This window comes from Methylobacterium mesophilicum (genome assembly GCF_022179445.1).
Taxonomy (GTDB): domain Bacteria; phylum Pseudomonadota; class Alphaproteobacteria; order Rhizobiales; family Beijerinckiaceae; genus Methylobacterium; species Methylobacterium mesophilicum.
In genome coordinates this window covers 12,904-25,513 of sequence record NZ_BPQU01000021.1, presented here as the reverse complement: position 1 = coordinate 25,513, position 12,610 = coordinate 12,904, and the positions used below count along the sequence as shown (strand labels likewise).

Below are 12,610 nucleotides of genomic sequence, written 5' to 3'. Positions count from 1 at the left end.
CTCAGCCGCCGTGGAACTCCGCCACGTGCTGCGCCACGATCGCGTCGAAGGAGGCGTCCGCCCGGAAGCCGAGCGCGAGGGCCGCCTCCGGCTCGAACGCCTCCGGCCAGGAGCCGACGATCCGCGCGATGGCGGCGTCCGGCGCGCGCCGGATCAGCGCCACGGCCTTGTCGCCGGCCACGCGCCGGAGGGCCTCGATCTCCTCGGCCACGGTGGCGGAGACGCCCGGCATGGTCAGGCTGATACGCGGGCCGATCGCCGCGAGGTCGAGCCCGGCCGCGTGGACCAGGAAGCCGACCGCGGCGGCGGGGCTGGCGAACCAGTGCCGCACCGTTTCGGGAACCGGCAGCACCGCCTCCTGGCCGGCCAGCGGTTCGCGGATGATCCCGGAGAAGAAACCCGAAGCCGCCTTGTTGGGCTTGCCCGGGCGCACGCAGATGGTCGGCAGCCGCAGGCCGATCCCGTCCAGGAATCCGCGCCGGGCGTAGTCGGCGAGCATCAACTCGCCCATGGCCTTCTGGACCCCGTACGAGGAGGCCGGACGCAGGATGTAATCATCCGGGATCACCTTCGGGAAGGGCGGCCCGAACACCGCCAGCGACGAGGTGAAGACCAGCTTCGGCCGGTAGCCGTCGGCGGCGTTGGCCCGGCGGATCGCGTCGAGCAGCAGCCGCGTGCCGTCGAGGTTGACCCGGTAGCCCAGTTCCAGGTTCGCCTCGGCCTCGCCCGAGACCACCGCGGCGAGGTGGAAGATCACCCCCGGGCGATCGGCGATGGCGGAATCGGCGGCGCCGGGGGCGGTGAGATCCGCGGCCTCGGCCTTCACCGGTCCGGAGAAGCCGGCGGGTGCCGTGGGCGGCACCACGTCGAGCAGGGTGAGGGCGGTGAGCGGCGCGCCGCCGACCGTGCCGTCCGCGACCAGGGCATCGACGAGGCGGCGGCCGATCATACCGGCGGCGCCGAGAATCAAGGCGTGCATGGGTAACCTCTTCGTCCGATGGTTTGCCGCGTCAGGCCATCATGTCCAGGGCGCGCCCGAAAAAATCCGGGCCGCCGAAATTGCCGGATTTCAGCGCGAGCAGCATCGGCTCCGGCCGGCCGGCGGTGCGCAGGATCGGCACGCCCGCGGCGATCTCGGGGCCGACCAGGAACGCCCGGAGCCCCAGCCGGTCGACCACGGCGCCCGAGGTCTCGCCCCCGGCCACCACGAGCCGGCGCACGCCGCGGGCGACCAGCCCCTCGGCGATGGCGGCCAGCGCCGCCTCGATGGCGTGGCCGGTCGCGTCGATCCCGTGCTCCGCCTGGAGGGCGCGCACCGCCTCGGGGGTCGCCGAGGAGGCGATCAGCACCGGGCCGGCGGCCAGACGTTCTTCAGCGAAGGCCAGGACCTCTCCGACCACGCGCGCCACCGCATCGGCGCCGCCGAGCAGGGCCGCCGTGTCGAGGCGCAGCACCGGCATCAGCGCCTCCGCGGCGGCGATCTGCTGGAGGGTCGCCTGCGAGCAGCTGCCGGCGAGGCAGGCCGCGGCGCCGCCCACCGGTTCGCCGAGGGCGCCGCCGGCCGCATCCGGTGTGCCGCGCCCGTCGGCCACGAGGGCGCGGGCGAGCCCGAGCCCGAGCCCCGAGGCCCCCACCGAGAAGCGCTTCGTGAGGATCGCCCGACCGAGCACTTCAAGATCGCTGTCGAAGATCGCGTCCGCGATGGCCGCCCGCTTGCCCTCTGCCGCCAGGGCGTCGAGCCGGGCCGCCACGGCCTCGGCGCCGCGGGCAACCGTGGCGGTATCCACGAGGCCGACCGGGCCGGCGCTCTGGCGCGCCAGGACGCGCACCAGGTTGGCGTCGCGCATGGGGTTGAGCGGGTGGTCCTTCAGCGGGCTCTCGTTCAGCGGCACCGCGCCGACGAACAGGTTGCCCTGGTAGACGCTGCGGCCCGTCTCCGGGAAGGCCGGAGTGACCAGCGCGATCGGTTCGCCGGCCGCTTCCCGCAGGGCGTCCATGACCGGGCCGATATTGCCGGCGTCGGTCGAATCGAAGGTCGAGCAGACCTTGAACATCACGTGGGCGGCGCCTCGGGCGCGCAGCCAGCCCTCCGCCTCGCGGGAGCGCGTCACGGCCTCCTCGGCCGGGATCGAGCGGCTCTTCAAAGCCACCACCACCGCGTCGGCATCCGGCAGGGCGCGGTCATCCGCCGGCACGCCGATGGTCTGGATCGTGCGCAGGCCCGCCTTGGTCAGGGTGTTGGCGAGGTCCGAGGCGCCCGTGTAGTCGTCGGCGACGCATCCCAGCGCGAGGCTCATCGGGCACTCCCCTTGTAGGCGGCGAGCCAGCCGAGGCCGGCCACGGTGTCGGCGGCCGGGATGTACTCGCAGCCGACGAACCCGGCGTAGCCGAGCCGGTCCAGTTCGTCGAACAGGAACGCGTCGTTCATCTCGCCGGTGCCGGGCTCGTGCCGTTCGGGCACGCTCGCGGTCTGGACATGGCCGACGATCGGCATCAGCGCGCGCAGCCGCATGGTCACGTCACCGTGCAGGATCTGGCAATGGTAGAGGTCGAACTGCAGCTTCAGGTTCGGCAGCGCCAGCTCATGGATGAGATCGGCGGCCCGACCGAAATCGTTCAAAAAGTAGCCCGGCATGTTGCGGCCGTTGATCGGCTCGAGCACGAGGTCGAGGCCGGCCGCACCCAGGCGCTCCGCCGTCCAGGCCACCGCCCGCCTATAGGCCTCGGCGGCTTTGGCGTCATCGTGCGGGGCGAGGCCCGCCATCAGGTGCAGCCGGGCGACGCAGGTCGCCTCGGCGTAGCGCAGCGCCGTATCGACCCCCGCCTTCAGCTCATCCAACCGTTCAGGCAACGCCGCCAAGCCGCGCTCGCCTTTGGCGAAATCCCCCGGGGGCAGGTTGAACAGCGCCTGGGTCAGGCCGTTCGCTCGGAGCCGCTCGGCGATGGCCTCGGGCGGGTACTCGTAGGGGAACAGGAACTCGACGGCGTCGAAGCCGGCCCGGGCCGCCGCCTCGAAGCGGTCGAGGAACGGCACCTCGTTGAACATCAGGCTGAGATTGGCGGCAAAGCGCGGCATTTTTTTCGGACTCCCTGCGCTCGATCCGGTTACTTCTGCCCCGGCAGCTTGGCGCCCGAGACCTGCGCGTAGAGTCGCGCCACGGACGCGTCGTCGTCCCGGCCCATGCCGGCGCCGGACGCCATCAAGAACATCTGGAGCGCCGCCGCGGCCACCGGGACCGGGTATTTCTCGGCCCGGGCCATGTCCTGCACGATGCCGAGGTCCTTGACGAAGATGTCGACGGCGCTCTTCGGCGCGTAGTCGGCGTCCAGGATGTGGGGCACCCGGTTCTCGAACATCCAGGAATTGCCGGCCGACTTGGTGATCACCTCGTAGACGCGGGCCAGGTCGAGGCCCTGCTTGGCGGCGAAGCTCATCGCCTCGCAGGCGGCGGCGATGTGGACCCCGGCCAGCAGCTGGTTGATCATCTTGAAGGCCGCGCCCTGGCCGGCCGCGTCGCCGAGCTCATAGAGCGTGCCCGCCATGGCATCGAGGGCGGGGCGGGCCTTGGCGAAGGCGGCGGGCGAACCCGAGGCCAGGAAGGTCAGGCCGCCATCGGCCGCACGGGCGGCGCCGCCGCTCATCGGGGCGTCGAGATAGTGGCGTCCGGTGGCCTCCAGCCGCGCCGCCAGAGCGCGGGCAACAGCCGGATCCATGGTGGCCGAGGAGACGAACACGGCGCCCTCCGGCATCGCCGCGGCGGCGCCATGCTCGCCGAACAGCACCGCCTCGGTCTGGGCGGCGTTGACGACCACACTCACCACCACGTCGGCGCCGTCGGCAGCCTCTGCGGGATGGGCCGCTGCGGTCCCGCCCGCCTCCCGGAAGCGGGCGACGGCCTCCGGGTTCACGTCGCAGGCGGCGACGGAGAAACCGGCCCGCAGGAGCGAGCCCGCCATGCCGGAACCCATGGAGCCGAGGCCGATCACCGCGGCGCGGCCTGTCTGCGTGGTGGTGGCCATCGGGTTGGGTCCTGCTCTTGAGATTGAGGCCGCCGGCTCGGGATCCCCCGAGAGAGGCGCAGGTCCCCTCTCCCGTGCGGGAGAGGGACAGGGTGAGGGGTGCGACCTGTCCGGAAAAACCTGGTCCCTCACCCCAACCCTCTCCCGCACGGGAGAGGGAGCCAGTCGCGGATGAGGATCAGAGCCTCAGCGGTTGACCATCTTGGCCGGCGTCACGAACACGCAGACCGAGCCGACCACCAGCATCACCGCGAGCGCGTACATCCCGGCCGCGGTGCTGCCGGTGGCGTCGCGCAGCGCCCCGATGACGTAGGGGCTGACGAAGCCCGCGAGGTTCCCCACCGAGTTGATCAGCGCGATGCCGGCCGCAGCCCCCGCGCCGCTCAGGAAGGCGGTGGGCAGGGACCAGAACAGGGGCGAGCAGGTCAGCACGCCCGCCGCCGCCACCGAGAGTGCGGCCACGGCGACCGTGGTCGAGCCCGCGCTCGCCGAGACCACGAAGCCGACGGCGCCGATGAGCGCTGGGATGATGAGGTGCCAGCGGCGCTCGCGCATCCGGTCGGCGCTGAGGCCCAATAGGACCATCACGACGGCCGCGCACAGGAACGGGATCGCGCTGATCAGGCCGATATTGAGGTTGCCCTGCACGCCGGACGCCTTGACGATCGTCGGCAGCCAGAAGGTCAGGCCGTACTGGCCGGTGACGAAGGCGAAGTAGATCAGGCTCATGAACCAGACGCGGCCGTTGCGGAACACGGTGGCGATGGAGTGCGGGCTCGATTCCTTACCATGGTTGTCGGCGGCGATGTCGCGCGCCAGCACCTGCTTCTCGGCGTCGGTCAGCCACTTGGCCTCCGACGGACGGTTGTCGAGGTAGAGGAACACCGCGACGCCGATCAGCACCGCCGGCACCGCCTCGACCAAGAACATCCACTGCCAGCCGGACAGGCCGTAGGCGCCGTTGAACGCGTCCATGATCCAGCCGGAGAGCGGGTTGCCGAAGATGCCCGAGATCGGGATCGCCGCCATGAACACCGCGATGACCTTGGCCCGGCGGTGGGCCGGAAACCACTGCGTCGTGTACAGGATCACGCCCGGGTAGAAGCCCGCCTCGGCCAGGCCGAGCAGGAAGCGCATCCCGTAGAAGGTCCATTCCGAGTTCACGAACACGAAGGCGCCGGAGATCACCCCCCAGGTGATCATGATCCGGGCGATCCAGACCCGGGCGCCGACCCGGTGCAGGATCACGTTCGACGGCACCTCGAACAGGAAGTAGCCCAGAAAGAAAATGCCGGCGCCGAGGCCGTAGACCGTCTCGGAGAACTTCAGCTCCTGGGACATCTGGAGCTTGGCGAAGCCCACATTCACCCGGTCCAGATACGCCACCACGTAGCAGAGCATCAGGAACGGCACGAGGCGCCAGAACACCTTCGCGTAGGTCCGGTCGACGAAGGTTTTTTTCTCCGCGAGGGGAGCGCCCCGCAGCGGGGCGGCTTGAACCGACATCGGCGTTCTCCCTGGTCCGCACGCCGTAAGAGGCGGGCGGAGAATGGTCTTCGCCACTCGTTTCGGCGGCGCTGGCGGCGGCTGTAACTGTTTTTGGCAGCGCTGCCAATCCGGTTGTGCGGAATAATGCAGGACGCTATGTCGGGGTGTAAGGCGCCGCCGAAGGCGAGCCCTGCCTCCGATTTAACCCCCTCATCATGAGGTGCGGCGAAGCCGCCTCGAAGGAGCCCTCCAGGGACCACGCCGACCTCTGGAAGGCTTCTTCGAGGCCCGCTGGCGCGGGCACCGCAGGATGAGGGCACGGGTGGGAGGTGAAGGAGGAGTCGCAAAAAAAGGCCGGGAGATGGACGGATTCCAGCCGCCGGGGCGGCTCGTGACGCTCACCGACGTCGCCCGTGAGGCGGGGGTTGGCGAGAGCACGGTGTCGCGGGTCCTACGCAACCACGGTTCCTCTTCGAAGCGCGCCCGGGAGCGGGTGGCCGAGGCCGTGGCCCGGCTCGGCTACGTGCCGAACCGGCTGGCCGGCAGCCTCGCGGGACCGGGGGCGAGCGCGCAGCTGGCCGGGGTGATCGTGCCGTCGCTCGCCAACGTGGTCTTTCCCGACCTGCTGCGCGGGCTGACCGGTGCGCTGGACGCCGCGGGTATTCGCTGCGTGATCGGGGTGAGCGACTACGACCCGGACCGGGAGGAGGCGCTCGCCGCCGCGCTCCTGTCGTGGCGCCCGGCCGCGCTGCTGCTGACCGGGTTGGAGCACAATCCCGGGACCGTGGCCCTGGCGAAGGCCGGGGGCGTGCGCGTGGTCGAGATGATCGACACGGATGGCGTGGGGATCGACGCCGTGGTCGGCTTCTCCAACCGGGCGGTGGGGGCGGCGAGCGCCCGGCACCTCGTGGAGCGCGGCTATCGGCGCATCGCCTATCTCGGCCACGATTTGCAGGTGGACCTGCGGGCCGCCAAGCGCCTCGCCGGGTTCGAGGCCGCCTTGGGCGAGGCCGGCTTGTCGCTCCACGGCAGAGAAATCAGACCCGGGCCGTCTTCGCCCGGTTCCGGCCGAGCCGGGCTGGAGGCGCTGCTGGCGCACCATCCGGATCTCGACGCGGTGTATTTCTCCAACGACGACATGGCGCTCGGCGGCTATTTCGCCTGCCTGGCGGCGGGCTTGAGCGTGCCGGGGCGGATTGCCCTGTTCGGCTTCAACGGGCTCGACTTCGCGGCGGCGATGCCCCAGCCCCTGTCGACGGTGCGCACGCCGCGCCTGGAGATCGGCCGGCAGGCGGCCGCCTGCCTGATCGGCGAAGGTCCCAAGCGCATTGATCTCGGATTCGAGCTGATCGAGGGAGCGACCGCATGAGCGACGAGAGCCGGCTGCGCGAAGACATCTGCCGCTACGGCCGCTCGCTGTTCGAGCGCGGCCTGACCCCGGGCTCGTCGGGCAACATCTCGCTGCGCCTGCCCGACGGCGGCTGGCTGGTGACGCCGACCAACGCGTCGCTGGGCTTCCTCGACCCGGCCCGGATCTCGCGGCTGGACGCGGACGGCCGGCTGGTCTCGGGCGACAAGCCGACGAAGGAAATCCCGCTGCACACGGCACTCTACGAGAGCCGGGGCGGGGCCAAGGCGATCGTGCACCTGCACTCGACCCACGCGGTGGCTGTCTCGATGCTGCCGGAGATCGACCCGCGCCAGGTGCTGCCGCCGCTGACGCCCTATTACCTGATGCGCACCGGCGGCACCGCGCTGGTGCCGTATTACCGCCCGGGCGACCCGGCCGTGGCGGACGCGATCCGGGGGCTCGCCGGCCGGTACAGTTCGGTGCTGCTCGCCAATCACGGCCCGGTGGTGGCCGGCGACAGCCTGGAGGCCGCAGTCTTCGCCACCGAGGAGCTGGAGGAGACCGCCAAGCTTTACTTGCTGCTTCGCAACCTCAACCCGCGGCAGCTGAGCCCCGGGCAGGTGGCGGATCTCGTCAGCCATTTCGGGCTGACCCTGCCGGAAGTGGAGGATCATGCCGGGCACGATCACGGGTGAGGCCACTTCCGGTTGAAGGGTTCGACCTCACAATCATCACGCGCTTAGCGCAGTGACCCAGGGCAGCGCGCCATCGCCGAGCGTGGCGCCACGCTGGGTTGCTTCGCTGCGCTCGCAATGACGGGGAAAACGCTTGGCGATCGCGTGAAAACCGCGCGGCCTCCAACCAATCCCCCTCATCCTGAGGTGCTGCGCAGCTGCCTCGAAGGAGCCCTCCAGCCGGCCGCGCGATCCCTGGAGCCCTCCTTCGAGGCTCGCTGCGCTCGCGCCTCAGAATGAGGGGGCGGGAGGGACTGCAGCCGCTATCCCTCGATCTTCGAGAAATCCGCCACGGCGCGGGTCGCGGCGCGGAGCGCGTTGAGCAGCAGCAGGCGGTTCTCGCGGAGCTTCGGGGCGGGGGCGTTGACGGTCACGTCCTGGAAGAAGGCGTCGACCGGCGCGCGCAGCGTCGAGAGTGCGCGCATCGCCCCGGCAAAGTCCTCGGTCGCGATGGCTTGCGATGCCGTCGCGGCGGCGCCCGCCAGGGCCTCGGCGAGCGCCCGCTCGGCCGGCTCGCCGGACGCCGCAAGCGCGGAATCGGGCGCGGCATCGTAGGCGCGGCCGTCCTTCTTCTCCTCGATCCGCAGGATGTTCGAGGCGCGCTTGACCCCGGCGAGCAGGTTTTTTCCATCGTCCGTGTCGAGGAATTTTTGGAGCGCCTCAACCCGGCGCACCACCATCAGCAGGTCGTCCTGGCCGGGCAGCGCGAAGACCGCGTCGATCAGGTCGTGCCGGGCGCCCTGGTCGCGTAGGTAGACTTTGAGGCGGTCTGCGAAGAAGACGAGAAGATCTTTCGCGTTACGCTCGCAGACGCTCTTCTTTACCGTTCGCGTCGTACGTCCTGACGTCGGATCCCGGACTTCATCATAGGCCTCCGGCGTATCAGTCAGGGCCTGGACATGAGCCGTCTGCTCGGCGGCCTGAGCCCGTAGATCGAGGCGCATCTCGTTGGCGAGCAGCAACCGAATCACCCCCAGCGCCGCTCGCCGCAGCGCATACGGGTCCTTGCTCCCGGTCGGCTTCTCGTCGATCGCCCAGAAGCCCACTAGCGTGTCGAGCTTGTCGGCCAGCGCCACCGCGATCGAGACCGGGTCGCTCGGCACCCGGTCGGAGGGGCCGACCGGCTTGTAATGTTCCTCGATGGCCGCGCAGACGCTTCCGTGCTCGCCCTGGAGCGCCGCGTATTTGCGCCCCATCAGCCCCTGCAACTCCGGGAACTCGCCGACCATCTCGGTGACGAGATCGGCCTTGGCGAGGCGCGCCGCGCGTTCGGCCAGGGCCGGATCGGCCCCGACCAGGGGCGCCAGCTCCTGCGCCAGGGCGGCGATGCGGGCGATCCGCTCACCCTGGGTGCCGAGTTTTTCGTGGAAGACGATGCTGTCGAGCTTGGGCAGACGGTTTTCCAGGCGGATCGCCTTGTCGGTCTCCCAGAAGAACTTCGCGTCCGACAGGCGCGCCCGCACCACCCGCTCGTTGCCGGCGGTGATCGCCTGGCCGCCGTCAGACGCCACAAGATTCGAGACCAGGATGAAGGCGGGGGCCAGATCCTCCGAGCCGCCCGCCGCGTGCCCCTTGCGCAGGACGAAGCACTTCTGGTTCGCCCGGATGGTCGCCCGGATCGCCTCGGCCGGGATGTCGAGGAAGGCCGCGTCGAAGGAGCCCATGAGCACCACCGGCCATTCCACCAAGCCGGCCACCTCCTCCAGCAGGCCCTCGTCCTCCACGAGGTCGAGGCCGCGCGCGAAGGCGAGGTCGCGGGCGTCGTGCAGGATCACGTCCTTGCGCCGGTCGGCGTCGAGGATGACCTTCGCGCGCTCCAGGACCTGGATGTAGTCGTCGAACCGGCGGACCTCGATCGGGCCCGGCGCCAGGAAGCGGTGGCCGTAGGTGACGGTCCCGGCCGCGATGCCGCCGACCGCGAATGGCACCACCTCGGGGGTCTCGGTCTCCGGCCCGAAGGTCGCGACGATCGTTTGCAGCGGCCGCACCCAGCGCAGGGCGCCGGGCTGGGCCGAGGCCGCGCCCCAGCGCATCGCCTTCGGCCAGGGAAAACCTTTGATGATTTCGGGCAGGAGTTCGGCCAGCACATCCAGGGTTTCGCGGCCGGGCCGCTCGATCACCGCAAGATAGAACTCGCCCTTCTTCGGATCAGTGATTCTTTGGGCCTCATCCAGGCTCGCCAAGCCGGCGCCCTTCAAGAACCCCTGGATGGCGGCCTCGGGGGCACCGACCCGCGGGCCGCGGCGCTCCTCGCGCACGGCCTCGCCGCGAGCCGGCAGGCCGGCGATGTGCAGGGCGAGGCGGCGCGGCGTCGAGAAGGCCTTAGCGCCCTCGTACAGGAAGCCGCGCTCGACCAGCGCGTCGGTGACGAGTTTCTTCAGATCCTCCGCCGCGCGCCGCTGCATGCGGGCGGGGATCTCTTCCGAGCGGAGTTCGAGCAGGAGGTCGGGCATGGCGCGGCCATATCGCCGCGCCGCTGGCCTGTCGAGGGTCGAACGCCCGGGGCCGGCCTTATTGCGCCTCGCCCTTCAGGATGGTGGTGAGCTGCCATTTGCGATCGCCGATCGCGTGGGCGTCCGACACCCGCCAGGCTCCGTCCTCGCGCACGAGGTCGAAGACGATGGATTTCGAGCCGTCCCCGCCCTTGCGCTCCACCGTGACCTTCGCCTGGTCCTTACCCTCCGTGGCCTCCTTGAAGGTCAGGGCCTTCACGGTGTCGGGCTTCAGGGGCTCGCCGTTGAGGCGGTAATCGAAGTCGAGGCTGCCGGTGGCGCCGTTGGCCTGCTTGGCGTCGGCGTCGAACAGGCCCTGGAGGCGCTTGGTGTAGACGGCCGAGTGATTCGGGCGCGGTTCGGCATAAAGCTTCTTGACCACCGCCTCCGGGCCGGGGTCGGCCGCGTGCGCCGGGGCGAGACCGAACGCGAGGACGCCGAGGGCGAGGAGGGTCTTTTTCATCATGGGATTCCCGCGTCTGCGGACGCGCCGAAGCGCGCCGATTGGCGGGGGTTGCAACGCGCGAGGGCTCAAGGGGCTCCACCGGCCGCCGTCTTGAGCCACGCCGCGCCGCAGGCCTTGGCGAGTTCCCGCACCCGCAGGATGTAGCTCTGGCGCTCCGTGACCGAGATTACCCCGCGGGCGTCGAGCAGGTTGAAGACGTGGCTTGCCTTGATGCACTGGTCGTAGGCCGGCTGCGCCATGCGGTGGCGCTCGGTCTCGGCGGCGGGCGCGCCGGCGTCGAGATAGGACCGGCAGGCGGCCTCCGCGTCGGTGAACTGGCGGAACAGCATCGCCGTGTCGGCCGCCTCGAAGTTGTGCCGGGAATATTCCTGCTCGGCCTGCAGGAACACGTCGCCGTAGGTGATCCGGTCCGCGCCCTCGGCGCCGTTGAAGTCGAGGTCGTAGACGTTCTCGACACCCTGGACGTACATGGCGAGCCGCTCGAGCCCGTAGGTCAGCTCGCCGGCCACGGGGGCGCATTCGAAGCCGGCCACCTGTTGGAAGTAGGTGAACTGGCTGACCTCCATCCCGTCGCACCAGCATTCCCAGCCGAGGCCCCAGGCGCCGAGCGTCGGGCTCTCCCAGTCGTCCTCGACGAAGCGGATGTCGTGGAGCTTCAGGTCGACCCCGATCGCGTCCAGGGAGGCGAGGTAGAGTTCCTGCAGGTTCGGCGGGTTCGGCTTCAGGATCACCTGGAACTGGTAATAGTGCTGGAGCCGGTTGGGGTTCTCGCCGTAGCGGCCGTCCTTGGGCCGGCGCGACGGCTGGACATAGGCCGCCTTCCAGGGCTTCGGCCCGAGGGCGCGCAGCGTGGTCGCCGGATGGAACGTGCCGGCGCCGACCTCCATGTCGTAGGGCTGGAGGATCACGCAGCCCTGCGCCGCCCAGAACTCCTGCAGCGTCAGGATCAGCCCCTGGAACGATTTCTTGTGGGACATGGGCAGGGACGGCTCGGCGATGCGGGTCTGGGGGTCGGTTTAGGTGCGGGCGGCGGGGGGTGCAAGACGGAGGGCCAGCAGCGCGCGCACGGTTGCGCTTGCGTCCGGGGTCCGGCGAGTGGTCAGCTTCCGCCCTGTGCCATGCGGGAGAGGCGGACCATGACCATCGAACCGGAGACCATCGCGATCCGCCCGATCGGCCCGGAGGATCGGGCGGCGTGGCTGCCGCTGTGGCGGGGCTACCAGGCCTTCTACAAGGTCGAGATCGCCGAGGTGGTCACGGATTGCACCTGGGCCCGCCTCAACGACCCGGCCGAACCGGTCGACGGCGCCCTGGCCTGGCGGGGGGCCGAGGCGGTCGGACTGGTCCACCACATCCGCCACCGCTCGGCCTGGACGATCGGCGATTACTGCTACCTGCAGGACCTGTTCGTGGCGGACACAGTCCGTGGCGCGGGAATCGGCCGTCGGCTGATTGCGCATGTCTACGAGGCCGCAAAAGCCGCGGGCTGCTCCCGTGTCCATTGGTTGACCCACGAGACCAATACCGACGCAATGCTGCTCTACGACCGGATCGCGGAGCGGTCGGGTTTCGTGCAGTACCGGAAGATCGTCTGAATCCTTCGCGCCTGCGCCTCGCTTGTGTGGCGAAGCACGCAAGCGAGGCCGTTTTCTCGGCATAGCGGGAACCGTCAAGTTCGCGGCCAAGTTATCGCCGCAAACAGGGGATTTCGGCACCTCAGCGCTGCCGAACACGACGGACCACCGGTCATGCATCAGGCTCGCACGCGTCACGATTTCGGCCGCAAGAACATCGCCGTCCTGGCCGCGCTCGCCGTCTCGGCGATGGTCGCCACCCCGTTCGTGATGAGCGCCAGCCGCGCGCTGGCGACCCCGGAGGAGCCGACCGTCACGGCGAGCCTGCGGATCGAGCCGGTGGAGATCTCCCCCGTGGCGGCGCCCAAGGAGGCGGCCCCCTGCCTGCGCAAGGTGCGGGTCGTCTACAGCGGCTACAGCAACCCGGCCGATGCCTGCACCACTCGCTAGAGCATCGTTCCGAACGGTGGCCGCCGGCCTTCGGA

12 protein-coding genes are annotated in these 12,610 nt (G+C 70.3%); 4 read left to right on the top strand and 8 right to left on the bottom strand.

The annotated features are described in order from the left end of the window. Position 1: 1 nt before the first annotated feature. The 5 genes from denD to MFF40_RS19145 form a co-directional block, all read right to left on the bottom strand. Positions 2 to 979, bottom strand: coding sequence for a D-erythronate dehydrogenase (denD, locus tag MFF40_RS19165; protein ID WP_238261824.1), 978 nt, complete (start codon positions 977 to 979; stop codon positions 2 to 4). Between the two features lie 31 nt (positions 980 to 1,010). Next, the gene (otnK, locus tag MFF40_RS19160) at positions 1,011 to 2,297 is read right to left on the bottom strand and encodes a 3-oxo-tetronate kinase (RefSeq protein ID WP_238261822.1); all 1,287 of its coding nucleotides are present in this window, start codon (positions 2,295 to 2,297) and stop codon (positions 1,011 to 1,013) included. Then, a complete protein-coding gene (otnI, locus tag MFF40_RS19155; RefSeq protein WP_238261819.1) occupies positions 2,294 to 3,076 on the bottom strand; it encodes a 2-oxo-tetronate isomerase in 783 nt (260 codons plus the stop codon). Before otnI ends, otnK begins: the two co-directional genes overlap by 4 nt. A gap of 29 nt (positions 3,077 to 3,105) precedes the next feature. Continuing rightward, positions 3,106 to 4,020 (bottom strand): L-threonate dehydrogenase, encoded by a 915-nt coding sequence (gene ltnD, locus MFF40_RS19150; protein WP_238261817.1) that lies wholly within the window; start codon positions 4,018 to 4,020, stop codon positions 3,106 to 3,108. A 186-nt stretch (positions 4,021 to 4,206) separates the two neighbouring features. Beyond that, positions 4,207 to 5,526: an MFS transporter gene (locus MFF40_RS19145; protein WP_238261815.1), complete on the bottom strand. Its 1,320-nt coding sequence runs from the start codon at positions 5,524 to 5,526 to the stop codon at positions 4,207 to 4,209. Positions 5,527 to 5,869: 343 nt separating this feature from the next. Here MFF40_RS19145 and MFF40_RS19140 point away from each other — a divergent pair, with 343 nt between their 5' ends. Next, on the top strand, positions 5,870 to 6,877 hold the full coding sequence (locus MFF40_RS19140; RefSeq protein ID WP_238261813.1) for a LacI family DNA-binding transcriptional regulator: 1,008 nt from the start codon (positions 5,870 to 5,872) through the stop codon (positions 6,875 to 6,877). Further along, the gene (gene otnC / locus MFF40_RS19135) at positions 6,874 to 7,554 is read left to right on the top strand and encodes a 3-oxo-tetronate 4-phosphate decarboxylase (RefSeq protein ID WP_147857452.1); all 681 of its coding nucleotides are present in this window, start codon (positions 6,874 to 6,876) and stop codon (positions 7,552 to 7,554) included. Before MFF40_RS19140 ends, otnC begins: the two co-directional genes overlap by 4 nt. 302 nt (positions 7,555 to 7,856) lie before the next feature. On the opposite strand, the gene glyS is transcribed toward otnC, so the two are convergent. From glyS to MFF40_RS19120, 3 genes are all read right to left on the bottom strand, one after another. Further along, the gene (glyS, locus tag MFF40_RS19130; RefSeq protein WP_238261811.1) at positions 7,857 to 10,046 is read right to left on the bottom strand and encodes a glycine--tRNA ligase subunit beta; all 2,190 of its coding nucleotides are present in this window, start codon (positions 10,044 to 10,046) and stop codon (positions 7,857 to 7,859) included. Between the two features lie 58 nt (positions 10,047 to 10,104). Further along, positions 10,105 to 10,548, bottom strand: coding sequence for a nuclear transport factor 2 family protein (locus MFF40_RS19125; RefSeq protein ID WP_147855522.1), 444 nt, complete (start codon positions 10,546 to 10,548; stop codon positions 10,105 to 10,107). Positions 10,549 to 10,616: 68 nt separating this feature from the next. Then, the gene (locus MFF40_RS19120) at positions 10,617 to 11,528 is read right to left on the bottom strand and encodes a glycine--tRNA ligase subunit alpha (protein ID WP_147855523.1); all 912 of its coding nucleotides are present in this window, start codon (positions 11,526 to 11,528) and stop codon (positions 10,617 to 10,619) included. Between the two features lie 159 nt (positions 11,529 to 11,687). On the opposite strand from MFF40_RS19120, the gene MFF40_RS19115 reads away from it, so the two are divergent. Then, positions 11,688 to 12,146 carry a GNAT family N-acetyltransferase gene (locus MFF40_RS19115; RefSeq protein WP_238261809.1) on the top strand — a complete coding sequence of 153 codons (459 nt, stop codon included), beginning with the start codon at positions 11,688 to 11,690 and terminating at the stop codon, positions 12,144 to 12,146. Positions 12,147 to 12,299: 153 nt separating this feature from the next. After that, entirely contained in the window at positions 12,300 to 12,575 is a 276-nt protein-coding gene (locus tag MFF40_RS19110) for a hypothetical protein (RefSeq protein ID WP_147855525.1), read from the top strand. The last annotated feature ends 35 nt before the right edge of the window (positions 12,576 to 12,610 follow it).

Bases quoted from the DNA above. Each gene is read 5' to 3' on its own strand.
- denD (WP_238261824.1), bottom strand. From the start codon at position 979: ATGCACGCCTTGATTCTCGGCGCCGCCGGTATGATCGGCCGCCGCCTC.
- otnK (WP_238261822.1), bottom strand. From the start codon at position 2,297: ATGAGCCTCGCGCTGGGATGCGTCGCCGACGACTACACGGGCGCCTCG.
- otnI (WP_238261819.1), bottom strand. From the start codon at position 3,076: ATGCCGCGCTTTGCCGCCAATCTCAGCCTGATGTTCAACGAGGTGCCG.
- ltnD (WP_238261817.1), bottom strand. From the start codon at position 4,020: ATGGCCACCACCACGCAGACAGGCCGCGCCGCGGTGATCGGCCTCGGC.
- MFF40_RS19145 (WP_238261815.1), bottom strand. From the start codon at position 5,526: ATGTCGGTTCAAGCCGCCCCGCTGCGGGGCGCTCCCCTCGCGGAGAAA.
- MFF40_RS19140 (WP_238261813.1), top strand. From the start codon at position 5,870: ATGGACGGATTCCAGCCGCCGGGGCGGCTCGTGACGCTCACCGACGTC.
- otnC (WP_147857452.1), top strand. From the start codon at position 6,874: ATGAGCGACGAGAGCCGGCTGCGCGAAGACATCTGCCGCTACGGCCGC.
- glyS (WP_238261811.1), bottom strand. From the start codon at position 10,046: ATGCCCGACCTCCTGCTCGAACTCCGCTCGGAAGAGATCCCCGCCCGC.
- MFF40_RS19125 (WP_147855522.1), bottom strand. From the start codon at position 10,548: ATGAAAAAGACCCTCCTCGCCCTCGGCGTCCTCGCGTTCGGTCTCGCC.
- MFF40_RS19120 (WP_147855523.1), bottom strand. From the start codon at position 11,528: ATGTCCCACAAGAAATCGTTCCAGGGGCTGATCCTGACGCTGCAGGAG.
- MFF40_RS19115 (WP_238261809.1), top strand. From the start codon at position 11,688: ATGACCATCGAACCGGAGACCATCGCGATCCGCCCGATCGGCCCGGAG.
- MFF40_RS19110 (WP_147855525.1), top strand. From the start codon at position 12,300: ATGCATCAGGCTCGCACGCGTCACGATTTCGGCCGCAAGAACATCGCC.